The 23,587-nt window shown below is 41.5% G+C and carries 15 protein-coding genes; 9 read left to right on the forward strand and 6 right to left on the reverse strand.

What is annotated here, in order from left to right; translation table 11 throughout:
- The first annotated feature begins 37 nt into the window (after positions 1-37).
- The 5 genes from MMU07_RS10600 to MMU07_RS10620 all read left to right on the forward strand — a co-directional run bounded on the left by MMU07_RS10600 (position 38) and on the right by MMU07_RS10620 (position 9,221).
- Positions 38-610, forward strand: a complete 573-nt coding sequence (locus MMU07_RS10600) for a peptidylprolyl isomerase (RefSeq protein WP_241125849.1) — start codon at positions 38-40, stop codon at positions 608-610.
- Between the two features lie 15 nt (positions 611-625).
- On the forward strand, positions 626-3,787 hold the full coding sequence (locus MMU07_RS10605; RefSeq protein ID WP_241125850.1) for an AsmA family protein: 3,162 nt from the start codon (positions 626-628) through the stop codon (positions 3,785-3,787).
- A 78-nt stretch (positions 3,788-3,865) separates the two neighbouring features.
- Positions 3,866-7,108, forward strand: a complete 3,243-nt coding sequence (locus MMU07_RS10610; RefSeq protein WP_241125851.1) for a S41 family peptidase — start codon at positions 3,866-3,868, stop codon at positions 7,106-7,108.
- 226 nt (positions 7,109-7,334) lie between these two features.
- Positions 7,335-7,739, forward strand: a complete 405-nt coding sequence (locus MMU07_RS10615) for a hypothetical protein (RefSeq protein ID WP_241125852.1) — start codon at positions 7,335-7,337, stop codon at positions 7,737-7,739.
- A gap of 99 nt (positions 7,740-7,838) precedes the next feature.
- Entirely contained in the window at positions 7,839-9,221 is a 1,383-nt protein-coding gene (locus MMU07_RS10620) for a glycoside hydrolase family 30 protein (RefSeq protein WP_241125853.1), read from the forward strand.
- Between the two features lie 7 nt (positions 9,222-9,228).
- Here the strand turns inward: MMU07_RS10620 and MMU07_RS10625 are convergent, their stop codons facing one another.
- The 4 genes from MMU07_RS10625 to MMU07_RS10640 all read right to left on the reverse strand — a co-directional run bounded on the left by MMU07_RS10625 (position 9,229) and on the right by MMU07_RS10640 (position 13,262).
- Positions 9,229-10,596: an exonuclease domain-containing protein gene (locus MMU07_RS10625; RefSeq protein WP_241125854.1), complete on the reverse strand. Its 1,368-nt coding sequence runs from the start codon at positions 10,594-10,596 to the stop codon at positions 9,229-9,231.
- A gap of 276 nt (positions 10,597-10,872) precedes the next feature.
- On the reverse strand, positions 10,873-11,211 hold the full coding sequence (locus tag MMU07_RS10630) for a nucleotide pyrophosphohydrolase (protein ID WP_241125855.1): 339 nt from the start codon (positions 11,209-11,211) through the stop codon (positions 10,873-10,875).
- On the reverse strand, positions 11,211-12,284 hold the full coding sequence (locus tag MMU07_RS10635) for a mannose-1-phosphate guanylyltransferase (protein WP_241125856.1): 1,074 nt from the start codon (positions 12,282-12,284) through the stop codon (positions 11,211-11,213). The genes MMU07_RS10630 and MMU07_RS10635 overlap by 1 nt, the downstream gene beginning before the upstream one ends.
- Before the next feature lie 9 nt (positions 12,285-12,293).
- Positions 12,294-13,262, reverse strand: a complete 969-nt coding sequence (locus MMU07_RS10640) for a KpsF/GutQ family sugar-phosphate isomerase (RefSeq protein WP_241125857.1) — start codon at positions 13,260-13,262, stop codon at positions 12,294-12,296.
- A gap of 102 nt (positions 13,263-13,364) precedes the next feature.
- Between MMU07_RS10640 and recQ the strand changes: the two genes are divergently transcribed.
- The 4 genes from recQ to MMU07_RS10660 all read left to right on the forward strand — a co-directional run bounded on the left by recQ (position 13,365) and on the right by MMU07_RS10660 (position 18,767).
- Positions 13,365-15,542: a DNA helicase RecQ gene (gene recQ / locus MMU07_RS10645; RefSeq protein WP_241125858.1), complete on the forward strand. Its 2,178-nt coding sequence runs from the start codon at positions 13,365-13,367 to the stop codon at positions 15,540-15,542.
- A gap of 14 nt (positions 15,543-15,556) precedes the next feature.
- Positions 15,557-16,855, forward strand: coding sequence for a phosphoribosylamine--glycine ligase (gene purD, locus MMU07_RS10650; RefSeq protein WP_241125859.1), 1,299 nt, complete (start codon positions 15,557-15,559; stop codon positions 16,853-16,855).
- A gap of 135 nt (positions 16,856-16,990) precedes the next feature.
- Positions 16,991-18,316 (forward strand): PSP1 domain-containing protein, encoded by a 1,326-nt coding sequence (locus tag MMU07_RS10655; protein WP_241125860.1) that lies wholly within the window; start codon positions 16,991-16,993, stop codon positions 18,314-18,316.
- Position 18,317: 1 nt separating this feature from the next.
- Complete coding sequence (locus tag MMU07_RS10660; protein WP_241125861.1) at positions 18,318-18,767, forward strand: gliding motility lipoprotein GldH; 450 nt, start codon at positions 18,318-18,320, stop codon at positions 18,765-18,767.
- 2 nt (positions 18,768-18,769) lie between these two features.
- Here MMU07_RS10660 and MMU07_RS10665 read toward each other — a convergent pair whose 3' ends face one another.
- Both MMU07_RS10665 and MMU07_RS10670 read right to left on the reverse strand, forming a co-directional pair.
- Entirely contained in the window at positions 18,770-22,714 is a 3,945-nt protein-coding gene (locus MMU07_RS10665) for an AAA domain-containing protein (RefSeq protein WP_241125862.1), read from the reverse strand.
- Positions 22,715-22,718: 4 nt separating this feature from the next.
- Positions 22,719-23,531 carry an SDR family oxidoreductase gene (locus MMU07_RS10670; protein WP_241125863.1) on the reverse strand — a complete coding sequence of 271 codons (813 nt, stop codon included), beginning with the start codon at positions 23,529-23,531 and terminating at the stop codon, positions 22,719-22,721.
- Positions 23,532-23,587: the final 56 nt, after the last annotated feature.

Raw genomic sequence — 23,587 nt, forward strand, 5'->3', positions numbered from 1 at the left:
CGTACTTTCTCATTTTCATTAAACCAAAAGAATCAAAATGAAAAAATCAGTATTAGTAGCCATAGCCTGTATCCTGTCCTCCTTGTCTTTTGCCCAAGAAAAAAATCCAATAGGGATGATAGAAACACCAAAAGGAAATGTTTATATCCGGCTTTTTGATGAAACCCCTAACCATAAGCAGAGTTTTATCGAACTTGCAGAAGCAGGCTATTGGGATTCACTGACTTTCAATCGGGTCATCCCCAATTTTGTCGCACAGGGTGGCTGCCCGGATACAGAGGAAGGATTTAATGACCCTGAATATCTTTTGGAACCGGAGTTTGTCAAGGGCATCACCCACATTTATGGCGCCGTAGGAGCGGGAAGGGACGGCAATCCCGGAAAATTATCTGCAAGGTGCCAGTTTTACATTGTCCAAAACAAAGATGGATTGCACAGATTGGACAATGACTACACAGTTTTTGGTCAAGTGGTCAAAGGAATGGATGTCGTAGATCAGATCGTTTACCAGAAAAGGGACAGCAAAGACGAGCCCGTGATTCCCGTAACCCTCAAAATAAGCATTCTTTACCTCTCAGATGCAGAATTCCATAATTTAGTAAACCTCTAATCTTTCCCAAAATCCATGAAATGGAATAAAAATGCGGTCATTAAAATACTAAAGTATTCAGGTATCGGCATAGGTTTATTACTTGCGCTGATGGTAATTTTTCCGGTATTTTTCAAAGACCAAGTCAATCAAAAAATCAAGGTATTTATCAATAGTCAGCTGACCACTGAGATTTCCTTTAACGATATCAACCTGACTTTTTTTAGACATTTTCCCACCTTGACAGTGTCTATTGACGAGATTTTTGTCAATGGGGCTGATGGTTTTTATCCCGATACGTTGCTGTATGCCAAAGACTTATCATTTGGAATAAAAGTATTTTCTCTATTTCAGGAAAAAACTCAAATATCCGGAATATACTTTGACCGTGCACAAATCAACGTACTTAGAGATACACAGGGACACGCCAATTTTGATATTTTCATATCAGAAGAAGACAGCGTCGAACAAGCGGAAGCTTCCTCGGACCTGAATCTGGAAATTAGTAAAATCAAATTCACCAACAGCAGTTTTTTTTACAGAGATACGGACTTGGATTTTTCCTGCTTGGCCAAAAATTTTAACTATTCAGGAAAGGGAAATCTTAAAAATGAAATCGTTGATCTCAGCAGCGATCTTGATATACAGACATTTGAACTGGTGTATGAAGGAATACCTTATCTCTCAAGAAAACGGGTAAGTGCAAGCCTCCAAACCAAAATAAACACCGAATCCACAGCCCTGACATTCGAAAGAAACCATTTGATGATCAATGAATTGCCGGTAGATTTTATAGGAAAACTTGAATTCCTAAGCGGTGGCTATGACATGAATTTCATCTTGGAATCGGTCGATACGGATTTCAAAGACATGCTAACCTTGATTCCGGAGGAATTGGGAACTTGGCTGGACAATACCCAAGTCCGAGGAAAAGGAGAACTCAGGGGTTCCCTGCAGGGACTTTATCTACCCGAAGAGAATCAGATGCCCAACCTCTTGATGAATCTATTTGTCTACAATGGCTATATCAGCCACTCAGGTTCATCGACCCCCATCGAAAAACTTTACCTCGATCTAGACCTCACCGTCCCCGAACTTAATGTCGGTAAGACCATCATTGCGCTGGACAGTGTTTCGATGACCCTTGGCGAGGGTTTTGTCCAAGGTCACCTGAACATAGACGGGCTTGACCCGGCTTTGGTAAATAGCGATCTGGCCATCAATATTGACTTGAACCTGTTGGACAAAGCATTGGGAATCATCCCTTATGACCTCCGAGGAATCATGGAAATGACCTTGCAGGCAAATGGAAGTTATATCACCCGGCCGGTGCCAAATAGATACAGGGGCAATGAAACAGAGATCATCAGCATACCAAAATTCAAGTTCAGTTCGGCTATCCAAGATGGCTATTTCGGCTGGACAGCCCTTCCGGAAGCCATTCAAGACATCTCTTGGAACCTTACCATCAATTCCCCTGACAGCATCTTGGAGAATATCGCTATAGACCTTCAGGGCTTCAAGTTCCGGGTACTTGAAAACCAAGCCAAGGGACATTTCAAAGTCAAAGACCTCAGAGGCATGGAAGTGGATGCTGCCATGAAGGCAGATTTCAACCTTTCGGAAATTGAAAAATTCTATCCCCTAGATTCAGGGATGACCCTCAAGGGAAACCTAGCCCTGACCATCAATGCCCTGGGAAACTACGATGAGGAAAGGAAGCTTTTTCCGGTAATTAATTCTCAAATATCAGTGCTCGAGGGATTTATACAGACTCCTTTTTCAGATCTCGCAGTTGAAAACATTTCATTTATCTTGAATATCCTGAGTGAAAGGGGTTCCTACACTGACTTGAAATTTGACTTGCAGCCTATTGCTTTCACCTTTGCAGGTCATCCATTTTCTCTTAAAGCCAACCTCGAAAACCTCGACGACATCCGGTATGAAGTCCAATCTCAGGGGAGGATTGATCTTGGCAGACTTTATCAGACATTTGGCATAGACGGATATGATGTGGATGGTTACCTCCACACCGACATCAATCTCAAAGGACTTCAAAGCGATGCAATCAAAGGCAGGCTTCAACAGCTTGACAACAGGGGAACAGTAGAAATGGAAAATATCCGACTTAGGTCTGAATTTTTCCCACTTCCCTTTGACATCCATTCGGGAAAAATCCGGGTGGACAAAGACAAACTCTACTTGGAGAAAATGCACGCCCAATACGCCGGCAACAACCTTGTAGCCGATGGATACCTGTACAATCTGATCGCCTACTATTTGGATGATAATGCTCCTGTTCAGGGCAACCTGACACTCAGCAGCCCAAAGCTGAATCTCAATGACTTCATGTTTTATACCGAGGAAGAATCGGTGTCGGTGGATACCCTTGGGGATGTTCAGGGAGTGGTCATGGTTCCCTTAAGCGTGGATTTTAGTTTGGTGGCCTTTGTCGATACGATTCTTTTTGACGAAATCAGACTGGAAAAATTCAAAGGTAAATTAAAGCTGAGGGAAGGTGCCTTAGAAATGGAAAATACAGGATTTAACTTGGTAGGTGCTGAAGTCCTGATGTCAGGAAAATACCTTCCTACAGATCCTCTTAAGGCAGTTTTTGATTACAGTATCAAGGCCAAAGGCTTCGATATCAAGCGGGCTTATGACGAGATCCCCCTGTTTAGAGAAATGGTCACAGCAGCTGAATATGCCCAAGGGGTAGCTTCCCTCGACTACAGGCTTTCGGGCAGATTGGACGCCAACATGGATCCTGTCCTTCCTTCCATCAAAGGCGAAGGAGTATTTGCTTTGGACAAGGTAAAACTGAAAGGCTTCAAGTTGATGAACAGCATCGCCAAAGACACCGAAAACAAGGAATTGGCTGATCCTGAGTTGGCAGGTGTGCAGATCAAAAGCAGCATTGCCAACAACCTCATTACCATCGAGAGGACAAGGATGCGGATCGCGGGATTCAGACCACGGTTTGAAGGTCAGGTCAGTTTGGATGGGGATATGAGCATGGCTTTCAGGTTGGGTTTGCCACCTTTGGGCATTTTTGGAATACCGATCAAAATCACCGGCAATTCCGAAAACCCAATCATCGAAGTAGGCAAAATCACAGAAGGAGATGAATTGGAGGAAACAGAAGATAAATCGGGAACACAAACCGAAGAAACCGGCATCACAATGACAAAAGAGTAGGTCTATTCCTTTTTTGAACGGTTTCCGAATACCCATGCATTTATTTAAATTTAGCTATCATTCTTGCCCTAATATGTTATGAAAAATACACCTTTTCTTTTTGTCTTGTTATTTGCCTTTCAATTTGCAAATGCCCAAGGCACAAGACTGCTCCGTGAGCCCACTATCAGCCAAGAACACATTGTTTTTGTCCATGCCAACGACCTATGGAAAGTCAATAAATCCGGCGGCGATGCCATCAGACTGACGAGCAATGAAGGGGCGGAAACCTTACCGAGATTCTCTCCCGATGGTAAAACCATTGCCTTTACAGGTCAGTATGACGGCAATACAGATGTGTATGTCATTCCTATTGAAGGGGGTGAACCTAAGCGGCTGACCTGGCATCCCGGGGCAGATTTGGTCACAGGTTGGACACCTGACGGCAAAGAAGTACTTTTTACCTCTACGAGAGTGGGTGTGCCTACCCAAGAATCTAAATTCTTTAAAGTATCCAAAGACGGCGGCATGGAAGAACCTTTGGATATCCCGAGGGCTGTCAATGGCAGGATTTCTTCCGATGGCAAATCAATTGCCTACCAACAAATCGCATTTTGGGATCCCGAATGGAGAAATTACCGAGGAGGTCAGGCCAAACCGATCTGGATCCTGGACATGAAAAGCCATGAACTCAAACTGACCCCGCAGACTGACAACGAGCGGCATACCCAACCCATATGGCACGGGGACAAGGTGTTTTTCCTATCCGAAAGGGATTTTGCAAATAACATATGGTCTTTTGACCCTAAGTCAGAAACTTTAAAACAAGAAACCTTTCATACGGATTTTGATATCAAAAACCATGATTCCAACGGAAGCGAAGTGGTCTATGAACAGGGAGGCTATCTCCATATCCTCAATCCGACGACAGGTGTTTCAAATCAATTGGCAATCAATGTCAACGGGGATTTTCATTGGGCAAGAGAAAGATGGCAGGAAGTCAATGGCAGAAGCTTGACCAATGCTTCCCTTTCACCCACCGGGCAGAGGGCTCTATTTGAATTCAGAGGAGAAATCATCACCGTTCCAAAAGAGAAGGGTGATGCCCGCAACCTGACCAATACTTCGGGCATAGCAGACCGCTCACCGGTTTGGTCTCCTGATGGTCAGCAGATAGCATGGTTTTCTGATGCTTCGGGCGAATACCAACTCATGATCGGAGATCAGGAAGGTCTTACTAAACCAAAAGCCATTGCCCTTCCCAACAAATCATTCTATTTCAAACCGGAATGGGCTCCGGATGGCAAAAAAATTGCCTTCACCGATACCGATTACAATCTATGGATTGTCAACATAACCACAGGACAAGCCAAAATCGCCGACACGGAGCGATTTGCCCATCCCAACAGAAGCTTGAATCCTGTATGGTCTCCGGATTCCAAATGGGTGGCATATGCGCGACTCCTAGACAATCAGTTTAAAGCCATATTCGCCTACCAAGTGGAATCAGGCAAAAAAATCCAGGTTACAGATGGTTTGGCAGATGCAATCAGCCCTGTTTGGGATGCCAATGGAGAATACCTGTATTTCCTTGCCAGTACCAATTTTGGATTGAATTCGGGTTGGTTGGACATGAGTTCTTACGAGAGGCCAATCAGCAGAAGTCTGTATCTGGCAGTTTTAAACAAATCCGGGAAATCCCCATTCCTACCTGAAAGTGACGAAGAAAATCCAAAAGAGACAGAGAAAAAAGAACCGGAAAAGAAAGCTGAATCCAAGCCCGTAATCATTGATGAGGAAGGATTATGGAACAGAATCATTGCTTTCGACATACCTGCAAAGGACTATACCGATTTGGTCAAAGGGCCTGATGGGTTTTTGTTTTATACCGAATCTATTCCAAATCAACAAGGTCAGACCTTACATCGCTACAATTTCAAAGAAAAGAAGACAGAATTATACCTTCCGGGAATCAGCTTTGCTACCGTCTCAAGTGACAGAAAATCATTGCTGTATCAGGCAAACGGAAACTGGGGAATCGTAGAAACCAACGGAGGGCCAAAGAAAGTCGGAGACGGTAATCTTAAAGCACTTGCCAATTTCAAGATAAAAATCAACCCAAAACAAGAATGGGAGCAGATTTTCAGGGAAGGCTGGAGATACCAGCGTGATTTCCTTTATGTAGACAATGTTCACGGGGCACCTTGGAATGACATTTATAATTGGTACAAAACGTGGATTTCCCATGTCAAGCACAGGAGCGACCTGAATTATATAGTGGATATTCTGGGAGGCGAAGTTGCCGTCGGACATAGCTATACCTCGGGCGGAGACTTTCCTGATATCAAATCTGTGAATATAGGATTGCTTGGTGCTGACTATGAAGTCTCTCAAGGAAAATACCGAATATCAAAAATCTACAATGCCGAAAGTTGGAATCCTAACCTGAAAGCACCGCTAGCCATTCCCGGAATAGATGTCAAAGAGGGGGATTATATCCTTGAAGTAAATGGCACCGAGATAAATGCTAAAGATAACTTTTTTATGTATTTCGAAGGAACTGCCAATAGACAGATAAAAATAAGGCTAAACAATACTCCCAATACAGAAGGATCAAGATTGATCACCGTTGTTCCCATAGAAAATGAAAATCAGTTGAGGATGATGAATTGGGTGGAAAGCAACAGGAGAAAAGTGGATGAAATGTCAGGTGGAAAATTGGCCTACGTGTACGTACCCAATACCGCAAACCCCGGCTACACCTATTTCAATCGCTATTATTTTTCACAACAGGATAAAAAAGGAGCCATAATTGATGAAAGAAACAATGGCGGAGGTTCTGCTGCGGACTACATGGTGGACATCATGGCCCGCGAGCTTCACGGCTATTTCAACAGCCGTGCAGGAGACAGAAGACCATTTACTACTCCTATGGCTGGTATTTGGGGTCCCAAAGTAATGCTTATCAATGAAAGGGCAGGTTCGGGCGGAGACCTTCTCCCCTATCTTTTCCACAAAATGAAAATTGGACCACTCATCGGGACCAAAACCTGGGGTGGATTGGTGGGCACATGGGACACTCCTCCCTTTATAGATGGTGGCCGGATGGTTGCGCCACGGGGCGGTTTCTATGATGTCAATGGTGAATGGGCGGTGGAAGGCGTGGGGATTGCTCCTGACATTACGGTCGAACAGTCACCTAAAGAAGTCATACAAGGGAAAGATCCCCAACTTGAAAGTGCTGTAAAAGAAGCTTTAAAACTCTTAGAAACAGAAGGAGTAGAATTGAAACCCGAACCCAAAGCACCTATCAGGTACGCAAGGCCACAAAAGAAAAATTAACCCTTAAAGCAAGGAAAATATGAAGCGCATTTGGTTGAAATACAGTTGGAAGCTTGCTGTTGACATTTTGAATAATTAAAACCTCAAAAAGTAAAAAATAGAAGTATTTATCCTAAATGTTAGAATTAATTGCAGAATATTGATAGAAACAGCTCGAAAAGTTAAAATTTTATTCAAAAACAAAACAATTAAATTCAATATTTTTAACTTTAAAGAAAAAACCATTATGAAAAAATCAATCTTTCTATTCGCTATTTTATTTATGGCATTATACACTTATAATGCAGAAGCGCAGGCATTAAAAGTTCCGAAAGTAGAAGTTCCCACTGCGGACCTTCAAAAGCAGCTATTGTCTGCATTGGACAATGTGGAAGGCTTGGGTCTTAGTGCGGATCAAACATCTAAATTGAAGGCAAACAATAAGACTTTTGCAGGAGAGATATTCAAAATCCTCGGCGGCACCGGAACGGATGATGCTAAAAAAGGACTTTTAAGCAAATTGGGTGGCGAAAGACAAAAGTTTTTGACAGGACTGTTAGGGAATAGCCTTTTGGGCAAGTACACCAGTAAAATCAACGGATTGGTAAGGCCATTTAAAAGCAAATTGGGATTGGCTTCTATGTTATTCTAATTCACATAATTACCTTCTTTTTATTTAAAGTAGGTATTCACATTTTCAAAGCCGTGGAATTTCCTGTAAATTCCGCGGCTTTCTCATTTAAATCCACCTATGAAGTATTTATTTTATTTCATCCTGCTGATTATCATAGGATGCAACCAACCAAAAACAGAAGCTGAGTTTAGGCTTACAGATCCCAAAAACGGAATCCTGTTTGAAAATCAACCTCCAATTGTATTTTCAAAAGCAAATTTGGAAGCTGCTGACATTGTGATTGACGGATCTGTCACTTATCAGGAAATGGATGGCTTTGGCTTTACGCTTTCTCAAGGAAGTGCAATTCATCTTCTGGGAATGAATCCTAATTCCAGAGCCGAGATTTTGAATGAGCTTTTTGGAAATGAAGAAAACAGCATCAATGTCAGCTACCTTAGGTTGTCGGTTGCTGCTTCCGACTTAAATGAATATGCATTTTCCTACCATGATGTAGAGGATGCTGAAAAAGACACCCTGCTTTTAAATTTTGATTTGGGTCCGGATAGAAATGATGTAATTCCTGTTTTAAAAGAAATCATGACGATCAATCCGGCTATCAAGCTGATGGCATCTCCTTGGTCTCCGCCTTCTTGGATGAAGGACAACAAGGATACCAGGGGTGGAAAGTTACTCCCCGAATTCTATGACAGGTATGCGCTTTACCTGGTCAAATACATCCAACAGATGGCTGAAGAAGGATTTACAATCGATGCCCTTACCATTCAGAATGAGCCCCTTCACCCTGGCAACAATCCAAGTCTGCTGATGCTTGCCGATGAACAGCGGGACTTTATCAAATTCCACCTTGGGCCAAAATTTGAAGCAAATGGAATAAAAACCAAAATCATCATTTACGATCATAATGCAGACCGCCCTGATTATCCGATCAGTATTTTGGACGATCCTGAGACTAAGAAATTCATCGACGGCTCCGCATTTCACTTATATGGGGGAAACATAGAAGCGCTATCGGAAGTCCATAAAGCCCATCCTGACAAAAACCTGTATTTCACCGAACAATGGGTCGGTGCACCGGGAAACTTACCAGGAGACCTAGCTTGGCATACCAAAAACCTGACTATCGGTGCGCCAAGAAACTGGGCCAAAACTGTCTTGGAATGGAACTTGAGTTCTGCACCTGACCTCAAACCACATACCGACCGGGGTGGATGCGATCAATGTCTTGGCGCCGTTACAATAAAAACCGACAGCGTATTTAGGAACCCCGCCTACTATGTTATCGCCCATGTCTCCAAATATGTCTTGCCGGGATCCATACGAATAGACAGCAACGAACCTGACGGCTTACCAAATGTCGCCTTCAAAAGACCTGACGGCAAAATCGTCCTTCTCCTATTGAATGAATCAAAAGATGTCAGGACATTTTCGATAAAAAACAATGAATGGTCAGGGACAATGACTTTGGAAGTAGGTGCTGTGGCTACCCTGCTGTTGTGATTAAAATTTATTTCACCACCAAAATCTGGTTAATTGAAAATTTTGGAAAAAATGAGCGTAATATGTATTTGGTTTCGGGCAAATGCTTCACTTTTTTTAGGCTTCCAAGAATTTCATATTCATCAGCATACCTGTCTTCTTTATTCAAAAATCCATAGGCAGAAAAAACACCTTTTTCAAAATAAAGAAAGGCCGTTTCATTGGGATGGATACCTTTTTCTTTGATAAGGACCGCCCCCTCTTGCCCTGTCATTGAGGACATAAAATCATTTGCCTTTTGGTTGTATTCTTCGGGCGATTCTTGATGGCAACATGCCCCCTGACATTTTTGGATTTGATAGTCATAACATGCACCCGCAGTCTTTTGGATACCTGCCAGTTTTGGACAAAGGTGAAAAATCGCTACCTGATCCATCAAGTACTTCCACCCTTCCGAATGGCTTTCAAATTCCAGAATAGGTTTCAAATTTCCCGAATTCTTTCCAATCTGAAACCTTACATATCCTTGCCCATCCTCGTATTGGTACAAGCCCCAATTCCAAGAATTGTATTTAAGAGCTTTGTTAAATTTTGGCCACAAGCGCTTGATTTCCAATGATTCAAGCAGAAATGCCAAAAACTCATTTCCTGTAAGTTCCCAACTGATATCATGGATTTCGTTGTACAGCTGCATCTTGTCTTTGGAACTCGAAGAAAAATGCCCTTTAAACCTACTTCGGATATCATTGGCTTTGCCGACGTAGATCACTTGACCGTTCTTATCATGGAAATAGTAAATACCCGTGCTTTCGGGAATCTCCAAAAAGCGCTCTCTTGAAATATGGGGGGGCAGAAAGCTTTCTCCGTTTGTCTTTTTCAAAGTCTGGAAAATGACATCCGGGTTGCTTTTAATAATCCTGTCAAATAATTCCACAGTAGCCTCTGCATCTCCCATGGCCCTGTGTCTTTCTTTGATAGAGATGGAAAGCTGCCCGCATATTCTACCAAGACTATAGGACCCAAAACCAGGAAATGCCTTTCGACTCAGCCTTACTGTACATAGCTTTGGGGCATTGTACTCAATACCTGAAAATTTTAACGCTTCCCTGATAAATGAATAATCAAAATTGACATTGTGAGCCACAAATACATTCCCCTTTAAAAAATCATGCAGTTCATCTGCAATCTCCGAAAATGTCGGTGCACCTTCCAACATGCCGTTGTCGATTCCTGTCAATCCTGTAATAAAAGCGGGAACCATTCTTTCAGGGTCAATCAGGGAATGAAATCTATCCACAACCTGATTGCCATCGTGAAGTATTGCGGCAATTTCGGTAATGCCGCCCTGAGTAGGGTTTCCACCGGTGGTTTCAATATCTACGATTACGTATTTCATGGGACATTTTGGTCAAACAAGTTAATTAAAATACCCCTTAAAATCCTGAAGGAATCGACAAACCGACAGAAAGTGTCCAAATAATTCATGTATTGCTTTCAATCCTTTTATTCAGATAAGTCGGTTTTATAAAATCAACTTAATTACAGACTTTTATGATAGAGGCTTGGCCTCCAATACCGGGTGATGGGAGGTGATGTCAAAAAATGAAGCAGAAAATCTATTTGCTGAAATGAATTTTTCCAACAGACTCTTAAAAAACAATGGAAGTTAAAGTCACTGCAGTTTATTGTTATTCTTATGCCTGTCCATGTCCCTGATATTCTTTTTTTCAAAATTCTTTTGGAGTGCATCGGTCAGGTCCACACCGGTTTGATTTGCTAGGCATATTAATACCCACAGAATATCGGCCATTTCATCGGCCATGTTTACCTCTTTATCCGATTCTTTAAAGGACTGCTCCCCATATTTTCGGGCCATAATCCGGGCAAGTTCGCCCACTTCCTCCATCAAAATGGCAGTATTGGTGAGTTCGGTAAAATAGCGGACTCCAACTGTTTTGATCCAATTATCAACCAACTCTTGGGCTTCCGAAATGGTTACTTCCTTTTTCATCAGACAAAATCCTCCCCTTTTGTTTTGGCAGCATTGACAAAGTCCCTGAATTTCTTATCCCCGTCTAACTTACAGACGATCAGGACATTTTCTGTTTCGTTGATCAAGTAATTATCCAACCCTTCCACCACCACTAATTTTTGAGGACTTACTTTGATATAGCAGTTTTTGGTGTCATAAAGAAGCGCATTTGCTTCGATGACATTGTTTTCGCTGTCCTTTTCATGCACTTCATGAAGACTTGACCAAGAACCTAAATCCGACCAACCGAAGTCCCCTAGTACTACATACACCTCGTCAGCCTTTTCCATGATACCATAGTCAATGGAAATATTTTTGACCAAAGAATAGGCTTTTTTGATAAATGCATCCTCACTCTCAAGGGAAAAATGATCCTCTCCTTCCTCAAAAACTTCTGAGACGTCGGGCATGTACTTTTCAAATGCTTTGACAATGCTACTTACCTTCCAGACAAACATCCCCGAGTTCCAGACAAAATCCCCACTTTCAATAAAAGCCTTGGCAAGTTTTGCGTTGGGTTTTTCGGTAAATGTTTTTACTTTTTTTACCGGATTGCCTTGGTTGCTGATATACTGTATGTAGCCATATCCGGTTTCGGGCCTATTTGGTCGGATTCCAAGGGTTATCAACCTGTCTTCCATCTCTGCTGCTTCAATCGCAATTTCCATGGTTTTGAAAAAATTTTCCTCCTGTACAATAAGGTGATCAGCCGGAGTCACGATTACTTTGGCATCAGGATTTTTATTCAAAATCCTGTAACTCGCATAAGCAATACAGGTCGCAGTATTCCTTCTTAGTGGCTCGGTTAAAATCTGATTTTCAGGTACCTCAGGGAGTTGTTCTTTGACTAGGTCTTCATATTTGGAATTGGTGACCACAAAAAACCTTGACTTGTCAGAAATCCTCACAAACCTATCATAGGTCATCTGTAGCAGAGTGCGGCCCGTTCCGAGGATATCCAAAAACTGTTTAGGTCTGTTATTTCTGCTGTATGGCCAAAACCTAGAACCGATTCCACCGGCCATAATCACAATATAGGGTCTTTCTTGCATCAAAGTAGATTAAACTATTCCTTCTTTCATTAAATCATGAATATGGATAAATCCTGCCACTTTATCGCCATCCATTGCAACCAATTGTGTAATATTGAATTCCTTCATTTTGTTGAGTGCAATAATGGCATATTCTTCAACCTGAATGCTCTTAGGATGGACAGTCATGATATCCTTAGCGAGGACGCCTGATATGTCACTCATTCTCTGAAGCATCCTTCTCAAATCTCCATCAGTGATGATCCCCATCAGCTTGGAATCTTTATCCAAAACTGAAGTTGCTCCAAGCCTTTTTCCGCTGATCTCCATGATCACTTCAGCCAAAGGGGCATCTGCCCCCACTGCCGGTATTTGGTTTTTTGGAACCACATCTCCTACGGTAAGGTATAGCTGCTTGCCCAAAGCCCCTCCGGGATGGTATTTGGCAAAATCCTCACTTGTAAAACCCCTTGCCTCCAAGAGGCAAACTGCCAAAGCGTCGCCCAAGGCCAATTGGGCAGTAGTACTAGAAGTGGGGGCAAGATTATTTGGACAGGCTTCCTCGGCTATAGTTGCTTTCAATACAAAATCTGCATTTTGGGCAAGATAGCTTTCGGTATTGCTCACCAATGCAATTAACTTGGATCCAAGTCTTTTTAACAAAGGCACAAGAACCTTGATTTCGGGAGTGTTACCGCTTTTGGAAATGCAGATCACAAAGTCCTCGCTTTGAACCATGCCCAAGTCTCCATGAATAGCATCAGCAGCGTGCATAAAAAGTGCCGGCGTGCCAGTAGAATTCATAGTGGCCACGATTTTGTTGGCAATAATTGCGCTCTTGCCTATTCCTGTGATGACAACCCTTCCTTTTGACTCCAAAATAGCCTCAACACAGGCCTCAAATTCATCGTCTATGTAATTTACAAGATTTTGAATGGCATTTGCTTCTGTTTGAAGCACTTTGATGGCACTACTTTTAATATTTTTTGTTAACTTCAAAACTGCTGTTGTTATTCATTAGATTTGTAACAAAGGTATAAAAGAAATCCTTCAAAATTTTAATGTGTGCCATTTAGGGTATCATAGTAATATCAATTAATTGTGGATCAAAGCGCAAAAGAAAAACTTAAAGTTATTTTCGGTTTCAACCAGTTCAGAGGAACCCAAGAAGCTATTGTGGAGAACGTATTGAAAGGTAAAAACACCTTCGTCATCATGCCCACCGGTGCCGGAAAATCATTGTGTTATCAGTTTCCGGCCGTAGTCAGTGAAGGTACTGCCATCGTAATATCTCCCCTCATTGCATTGATGAAAAATCAGGTAGACCAATTGAATGCATTTGGTGTCAATGCCTATTTTCTCAATTCAACCCTCAATAAATCTGAGACAAACAAGGTAAAAAAGGAAGTCCTTTCAGGAAAAACCAAACTCCTTTATGTGGCCCCTGAGTCACTGACTAAGGAAGAAAACATGCTTTTCCTCAAGGAGGCAAAACTCAGTTTTGTGGCCATAGATGAAGCACACTGTATCTCTGAATGGGGACATGATTTCAGGCCTGAATACCGAAAAATCAAATCTATCATTGCCCAGATCGGCTCACACCTTCCGATTGTCGCCCTTACTGCCACCGCTACCCCAAAGGTTCAGGTGGATATCCAGAGAAACCTTCAGATGGAAGAGGCAGATATTTTCAAATCTTCCTTCAATAGACCCAATCTGTATTATGAAGTCCGCCCAAAGGTTAAAAATGAAACCAAAAAGCAGATCATCAAATACATCAAATCCCAAAAAGGAAAATCCGGTATCATCTATTGCCTTAGCCGGAAAAAGGTCGAGGAAGTAGCCGAATTACTAAAAGTCAACGGTATCAATGCAGCGCCATACCATGCCGGCCTTGACCAGCATGTGCGAATCAAAAACCAAGACGATTTCCTCAATGAAGAAACTGATGTCATTGTCGCCACCATAGCATTTGGGATGGGTATAGACAAGCCTGATGTCAGGTATGTAATTCATTATGATGTACCAAAATCACTAGAGGGATATTATCAGGAAACAGGAAGAGCCGGACGGGATGGCTTAGAGGGTCATTGCCTGATGTTTTACAGGTATGATGACATCATCAAGCTAGAAAAGTTCAATAAGGACAAGCCTGTCACCGAAAGAGAAAACGCCAAAATCCTTTTGGAGGAAATGGCTGCCTATGCAGAAAGTACCATGTGTAGAAGACGCGTTCTTCTGCATTATTTCGGAGAATCCATGGATCATGACTGTGGCAACTGTGACAACTGCAAAAAACAGAAGGAAAAATTTGAAGGTATGGACTACCTTCTTTCTGCTATTGCGGCAGTTAAAGAGACCAACAACAGATTTAATCTTGCCCATATTGTCAAAGTAATCAGGGGAGAGAAGGATGATTATATTGCAAGTTATGGACATGATCAGATTTCAGTATTTGGAAAAGGAAAGGACGAAGACGAGAAGCTTTGGAGGACCGTTGTCAGACAGGCACTCATCCTTGGATACTTGGATAAGGATATTGAAAATTATGGCATCATTAAGATCACCGAAAAGGGAGAAAATTATCTTCAAGATCCTTACTCCGTAACCCTGAGCAAAGACTTCAATTTTGATGAAGTTCCTGCTGACAGCACTGCAGAGGAAATCGCCGCAGGAGGAAAAGCCTATGATGAAAAGCTTTTTGAACTTCTTAAGGCTGAACGTAAAAAAGTAGCAAAATCAAAAGGACTTCCTCCTTATGTGATTTTCCAAGACCCTTCTTTGGAAGAGATGGCGACAGTCTATCCTACTACCAAAGAGGAATTGGCCCAAATCAATGGGGTCGGAATGGGGAAAGTCACTAAATTTGGAGCTCCTTTCCTTAAGCTTATCGAAGCTTATGTGGAAGAAAATGAAATTATCACAGCGTCTGATGTCGTAGTCAAAACAGCAGGAAACCGCTCCAAGGTCAAGATTTCCATCATCCAACAGGTTGACAGAAAAGTAGATCTCGATGAAATTGCAGATAATCTTAACCTCTCCATGTCAGAGTTGATAGGTGAGATAGAACAGATTATCTATAGCGGAACCAAGCTGAACATCAACTATTACATTGAAAACATCATGGACGAAGAAAGAGAAGATATTCTCCATGAGTACTTCATGACCGCTGAATCTGACAATATAAAAGCTGCTTTGGAAGAACTTGAAGAAGAGGATTTCGCTGAAGAAGAAATCCGGGTTTACAGAATCAAGTTCATTTCTGAGCATGCCAACTAAAACGAAATCGATTAATGAATATATTATTATTAGGAAGTGGCGGAAGAGAGCATGCTTTTGCCTGGAAAATTGTAAACAGCCCAAACTGTAAACAGCTTTTTGTGGCACCGGGAAATGCCGGGACTGCATCCATTGCAAAAAATATAGCCATCTCCCCCACTGATTTTGCGGCATTGGCTGATTTCATTATAGAAAATCAAATAGACATGATTGTAGTGGGACCTGAAGAACCATTGGTCAAAGGTGTCTCCGATTTTTTTAGCAATCATTCAACCTTACATGGCTTGCCGGTGATAGGGCCATCACAGGCAGGCGCGCAGCTTGAAGGATCGAAGGATTTTTCAAAGCAGTTTATGCAGAAATATGGTGTTCCTACAGCTGCATATGAAACATTCACAAAAGAAACCTTCGAGGACGGGATTGCCTTTATCCGAAAACAATCCTTACCGATAGTGCTTAAGGCCGACGGTCTTGCGGCAGGCAAAGGGGTTTTGATTTGCCTGAGCCATGCAGAAGCCGAAGAATCTCTAAAAGAAATGTTGCTTGAAAGTAAATTTGGAAATGCTTCCGATAAAGTTGTCATTGAGCAGTTTCTGAAAGGAATTGAACTTTCTGTTTTTGTGGCTACAGACGGGAGCCATTATAAAATTCTCCCTGAAGCGAAGGATTATAAAAGAATCGGCGAGGGCGATACAGGTCTGAACACCGGAGGCATGGGAGCTGTCAGCCCTGTTCCTTTTGCAGATGAAGATTTTATCAAAAAAGTAGAAGAAAGAATCGTCAAGCCTACAATTCAGGGATTAAAAAAAGAGAATATCCCCTATGTTGGATTTCTATTTATAGGACTGATGAATGATGCCGGAAATCCCTATGTCATCGAATACAATGTAAGAATGGGGGATCCAGAAACTGAAGCAGTATTGCCGCGGATCAGCAGTGATTTTGTAGATTTACTTTATTCTATGGGAACGGGTAATTTGGATTCCTACCAATTGGAGACCGCTTCATATACCTGCACTACTGTAGTTTTGGTAGCAGGCGGCTATCCGGGAGATTACGAAAAAGGCAAAAAGATAGTAGGTCTTGACGCTCACGAATCATCGTCAAAATCCTTAATCTTTCATGCGGGCACGAAAATTTCTGATTCGGGAGAAATCCTTACAAACGGCGGAAGGGTACTTGCCATCACCGGCATAGGCAAAGACATCACCACAGCACTTGAAAACGCATATTCCAGGGCTTCTGAAGTTTGTTGGGAAGGTATATATTTTCGTAAAGACATTGGTCAGGATGTTTTGAAATTGAAAAAATAAATACAAAACAAAGAGGAGAACATTTCTCCCATTATATATAAAAATATGTCAGGATGTACTAGCTGCTCAACCACCTCCGGATCTAGCGGAGGTTGCCAAAATAACGGCACATGTGGTACAAGCGATTGCAATAAAATGAATTCCTTTGATTGGCTTACCCATATGGAGATTCCGACAATTGATAAATTTGATATTGTCGAAATCAAATTCAAAGGTGGAAGAAAAGAGTATTACAGAAACATTGACCGCATTTTCCTCACCACAGGTGACCCTGTAGTGGTAGATGTCCCCAATGGCCACCATATCGGATATGTGTCCTTGCAAGGCGAACTTGTTCGACTTCAGATGCAAAAAAGGAAAATCAAGGATGATGATAATATCCTTAGGATCTATAGGGTAGCCACCCAAAAAGACCTTGAAAAGTGGGAAGAAGCCAAAAACAGGGAAATCCCGACTTTATACCGGGCAAAACAGATCATCGACGAAATGAAAATGGAGATGAAACTGTCCGATGTCGAGTTTCAATCCGACAATTCTAAAGCCACCTTTTACTATTCCGCAGATGACCGTGTGGACTTCAGGGAATTGATCAAATCACTTGCATCGGAATTTAAAATCCGTGTTGAAATGCGTCAGATAAGTCTGAGGCAGGAAGCAGGAAGGCTTGGAGGAATCGGAGTCTGTGGCAGGGAATTGTGCTGCTCTACCTGGATCTATGACTTCAAGAGTGTGAATACCTCCGCTGCAAGGTACCAGAACCTTTCCCTCAACCCAACCAAACTTTCAGGGCAATGCGGCAGACTAAAATGTTGCCTGAACTATGAGTTAGATACTTACATGACTGCTTTGAGTGATATTCCTGAAGTAGACAAACCTCTTCAGACAGAAGCAGGATACGCAAAACTCCAGAAAACTGATATCTTCAGGAAACTGATGTGGTTCAGCTACAACAATGACAATAACTGGCATTCCATCACTTGCGAAAGGGTTTCTGAAATTCTTGAACTGAATTCAAAAGGGGTTATTCCTTATGATCTCAAAACCAACCATGGAAAGGAACAAGAAGACCTGATTTCAAAATCCAATATGGAACTTGAGGCTCTAGACAAAAAGTTTAGCAAAAACAAGAAAACCAAGAAGAAAAAGAAACCTAGAAATCCCGGAGAAAACCTGTTGGGGGCCAAAGACAGTTCCGGACCTGAGGCCAGACAAATCACAACAAAACCCGAAGGAAAACCGAATAGGCAATCTTCTGAAAAGCCAAATCAAAACAGGCAACCCCCTCCTCGAAAAAATGTAGAGAACCGTCCCAAACCGATTGAAAACCAAGAGAAAGGGCCTCAAATTCCTAGAGAAGTGAATCCTGAGCAAGTTTCAAAAAAGAAGAAAAACAACAAAAGACGGTTTAATTCAAGGAACAAGGGCGAGCAAAACAAAGGTGATCAAAACCAAGGACAATAATATGAATGCAAGATTTATAGCATTGATCTTCACGGTTGCCATCCTGATGGCAGGATGTAATGGTGAAAGGGTTTTTGAAGAATATAAGGGATTTAAATCAGGATCTTGGGATGTTTCGGATACTGTTTCTTTTGAGATTTCCGAGCTTCCATCTTCCCACAGTACTATATTGGGAATAAAGTATACCAAAGATTATGAGTTTAGAAATCTTTATTTGAGATATATCTTGAAGGATAGCCTTGATCAAATAGTGGAGACCAAGTTATTGGACATACCCTTATTTGATAGTAAAACCGGAAAACCACTCGGTGAAGGATATGGTAGTTCTTTTACGAAATATGATACACTTCCTCTGGAAAATACTTTCAGCAGTATTCACATTTTGCAATACATGAGAGTGGAAAAACTTTCTGGAGTTGAAACAGTCGGAGTGAAAGTGATAAAAAAATAGCCTCAATCTCCCAATATTGGTCTATCCATCCAATATTGCCTGCTGTAATAAAACCTGTATGGCCATCCTTTTTCCTTCAACTGAAGTGGATGATATACAAATGCTTCTTTAGCGCTAGAGGCGTCATACAACCTTTGGTCATCAGTGACCAATGCTTCCCGATATTGATCATTGATTTTGACTGCAAGATCCATCCATGTAGAGGAGGGGAATTTTTCTAATGAAAATCCTTGGTTATCCCCCTCAATCTTGTCTTTCAAAGACCAGCCGGTTTCAAATCTGTGGGGAACCTGAACAGGTATTTCGAAGGCCTTTCCTTTAGAAATATCAATAACAAAATTGAGATAATCCCTGAGTAATTTGATTCCCTCATTTTTCAATTGATCGGCATTAAAATCAGTAGGTTTGATGCTACTGATGACAGTGATTTCTTTTTTGGCCCTTGAGATTGCCACATTCAACCTATTGATCCCGCCTTTTTTGGAAAGCATCCCAAAGTTGGCAATGAGTTTTCCTTTTTTATTCTTGGCATATCCTATACAAAATATCACCCTGTCAAATTCGTCCCCCTGCACATTTTCAATATTCTTGATGGAGATGTTTTCTTGTTGGATCACATTTTCTTTGAATACGAGTTCACGGATATATTCCATTTGAAAAAAATTGAAAGTGATCACCCCGATACTTTGCTGTGGATCGATTTCCTGAATCAACTTTATTTCCTCCAATACCGCTTCTGCTTCCCTCACATTAACTTGTTTCTCCCAAATACCATCTACATACTTCCATTTGAATGGATTTTTCGCTTCATTGACTAATTCCATTCTGGCCAACATTTTCAGCCTATTTTCATAAAAAATCTGATTAGAAAAATGAATAAGGGGCAGTTGCTCACTTCTATAATGTCCCTGTAACCAAAATTTCTTAAAATAGGCAGACGCAAGTTCAAGCAATGATTCGGTCTCTGTTTCGATACCCTCCTCGTCAGTTTCCAGCCTCACCTGATACAGGTCAAACGGCCTCAGTTGATTGGAATCTCCGGCTATGACTGTCTGTTTCCCCCTCAGCATTGCCGGAAGTCCACGCTCAACATAACATTGTGAGGATTCATCAAAAATTACAAGATCAAAAGATTGCTTCAATGGAAAAAGCGCGGATACAGTCTCCGGTGAAGCAAGCCAACAGGGTACCAATTGGAATATTTCCCTTTCGAAATTTTCCACCAATTTTTTAATGCTCCAGATTCTCTTCTGCTTACCTACCTGATGGGAAAGTTCACGGTATGTCAAAAGATTCCCAAGTCTGTTGTATTCAAGGTTTTTGTAAGTGTTTTCCCTTAACCTGATTTCGGCAATGTATCTGGACAGTTTCCATTTTTCCAAAACTGCCTCCATCAATTCTTCTTGGGTCTGATTGGTTTTTGGTGTGACCACATCCTGAAGCAAAGGATATTTGGTCTCAATATGGCCTATCCAGCTAAGTTTTAGGCCTGATAAAAACAGATTTTTAAGACTATCAAATTCCCTTTTCGGATTCGTTACAAGGATTTTTTCCATGACTTGGATATCCTGATCCTTCAGTCGGTTTCGCAACCTATCGAATGTCACGATATCAGGAAAGACCTCATTTACCTGGGATTTGAGAGATAAAATCCCTTCTCCCGTTCTCTCTGTAAAAAGATGTTGAATCTGAATTTTACTCAGGTAAAGGGACCAATAGGGAATTTTCGCCTCTAACTCTTCAATATTTTTTAAAATCAAATTGAGCCTTCCTAAAAAACCAATTCCAGAATCCAGCTTTTCTGTCAAAACCTCTGTCAAAGCGCCAAATTCATGATATATGTTTTTGGCCTTAACCGTCTCTTTATATAAATCTGATACATGGTTAAAGGAAATAAAGTCAAAAGGTTTTTCAGGTAACTCAATCCAGTCTTTTTCTATCAAAAGAGAATATTGATGGTTTAGATTCAATCGGTTTTCAAGCTTTTTGATCAAAGTATTCACCCCCACAGCATTGGATTGTAACTTATTTTTAGCCAATAAATGGTAAATACTTTGGAATCTTTTCTTTTTCCAGAACAAGGGAATATTCCTTCTCCAGCCTTTTTTTCTTTCCAAAAACTCTAAAGAAAGCCGGAGGAGGTTTTCAGTCTTTCCGTCCTCACTTTGCCATTCCACCCCTTCTTCGGATAAAAGGAACTTGATAGCATCAAGCTTATGCTCGAGCCAAAGAAGATCCACTTCACTTTCAGGTAAATTTTTTAAGGCCCAAAATAGGTGCAAGTTTTGCTCTTGCTTCAGGAGCTTCAATAAATCTTGGATCTTTTGTTTTTGCTCATAAAAGGAAAATAAAAATGATGACTCAAATGAATCAAGGCCTGTAAAATCACCTTCAAAACTTTGCTTTAGTAGATGAATCTCAGACATGACTTCCTCAATCCTTTTGGACACAGCCGGTTCAAAACTACTAAAATCAACCCTGTGGAGCCAAAAGGACTCAGGGTTTTGATAGCTTCTATAAAAACCGGAATAAGATTTGAAATCCCTTAAAAAATCATTTACCATTCCCGCGTGAAACCTTCTGTAATATTGGGTCATGTCAAATGCCTCATCGGACAATTTGGAACCTAGATAAAGTTCTTTTACCGGTACACCACATTCTTCCGTATTGTAGAGGGCTTTTTTCAAACTCGAGAAATAGTCACTTTGGTAATCTATCAGTCTTGAATATTGAGAAAACTGCCTTTCCAACTGAATAGCATCAATACCCCTATTCAACTCCTGATACCTATCCAAAGACAGGATTTGATCCTGTATCTTTTTATATAAAGCCTTTCTGTCGGCCCGAAAATCATGTACCAAAGACAAAAAAGAACCAAATCCTTCATTTGACAACCTTTTAAACACCACATCCAAGGCAGCTCGTTTTTGTGAAACGATGAGCACTTTTTTTCCCCTCGATATAAAATCAATGGCAAGGTTACTGATGAGTTGGGATTTTCCGGTACCCGGAGGGCCTTCCACTACGCAGGATCTTCCTTCTCTTACTGATTTGATGACTTCCTCCTGACTCGCATCCACCGGAAAAACAGTGTAAAGCTGGTCTTCACGGACAGATATTGGTTGCTCCTCTTCCGGTGCAAACCATTTATGAAATAAAGATTCCAAATCAGGGAACTCCTCTCCTGCTATCAGGTCTTCATAATCCTGAATCAAAAAACTTGCTTTCTGAGAAAACTGGCCCAAAACGCCGTAGGGCCTTAATTGAAGTTTTCCGGTTTTGAGTTTCTCCTCGTCCAGGGACTTAGAAGATTCGGGAATAGTGGAAATCTTGTTTTCGTATAATTCAGAACTGAAGTTCAAAAAAAACTCTTCTTTGAGCAAAGCATACAAATCATTCCGGAAACCTATTGGATCGGTTGAGAAATTTTCCAAAGGGTTTTCCTCTCCGAAATAATTGTGGGCTTTGCCATAAATATGGGCATATGCCAACAAAAAAGCTTTGTTGAATAAGGGGACATCACCGGCATTTCGGGTCAAAATCCACCGATTTTCCATTTTCTCCAATTCTACCGGAAAGAAAATCAAAGGGCATCTGATTACTTGGTCATTGAGTAATTTCCCTTCTACAAATGGCCAACCCACAAAAAGGCTCTTTTCGCCCGTTTCGGTTTCAGCAGTTTTGACGAGGTGCTCAAGCCTGTTGAGCCTTTGGGATAGCAGATTGACTTTTGAATCACGTGGATCAGCCAAAGGAATCAATGAAATATTTTTGTCTTTGCCCAAAATTGCTTCAATGAGCCCAAAAGCCGGTTGGTGGTTTAAAAAATCCAGGTCATTCAAATCTATCATCTGATTGGGAATCAATCGGGGCAGGTATATCGACCGGTTCCTGCTGGAAAGGTCCAATAACCTATTGAGATAAATCTGAAGGATATCCTTGAGCATGGGTTTATTTGAAAGGGGAATCTTTTTCTTTGGCCATGTGATTATACACAATCCCATCCATGATTCCCGGCATCCATTTATTCAGAAACACAGCCAATTTCCCCTGCCTTGTAAGTACAATATCCCTTTTTCTTTTGATGGTCGCTTGGAAAATTTCTTGGGCAACTTCCTCTGATGTCATCATTTTTTCTTCCTCTCTGGGCGATTCTCCCTGAACAGTTCCGTCGGCGGTCAGTGCATTATTGCGGATATTTGATGCAGTAAAACCCGGGCAAGCCACCAAGACATGAACTCCCCTTTTCATCACCTCCGTCCTTAGGGATTCAAAAAAACCATTCATCGCATATTTGCTTGCTGTATAGGCTGTTCGGGCAGGAGTACCTCGATAGCCGTTGATAGAAGAGACCCCTACTATCGATCCTTTATATTTAAGAATATGAGGAAGGCAATATTTGGACGCGTAGACTGTACCCCAAAAATTTGTATCCATCACTTTTCTGAAAACCTCCATATCTAAATCTTCAAATAATGCCCGCATCGAGATCCCGGCATTGTTGATCAGGATGTCGATTCTACCGAAATGCCCGATTGTCTCCTCAGCTATTTTTTTATTGTCTGATTCCGAACCTGCATCCGCCAAAATCCCATAAGCGTCTATTCCTGACTTTCTGAGCAAATCTAAGGCATTGTCCAATTTGGCCTGAGACCTTCCGGTGATTACGACCTTGCAGCCTGCTTTTCCAAAAACCAATGCGCAAGCCTCTCCTATTCCTGAAGTAGCTCCGGTCACAATGACAACTTTATCTTTTAATTTCATGGATGTGGGTTTGAAAGCTTAAAGATAAAAATTCGACTTGAAGGCTTGCAATCAGA

Origin of the sequence: Cognataquiflexum nitidum, from assembly GCF_022538055.1 — a bacterium.
Classification (GTDB): domain Bacteria; phylum Bacteroidota; class Bacteroidia; order Cytophagales; family Cyclobacteriaceae; genus Cognataquiflexum; species Cognataquiflexum nitidum.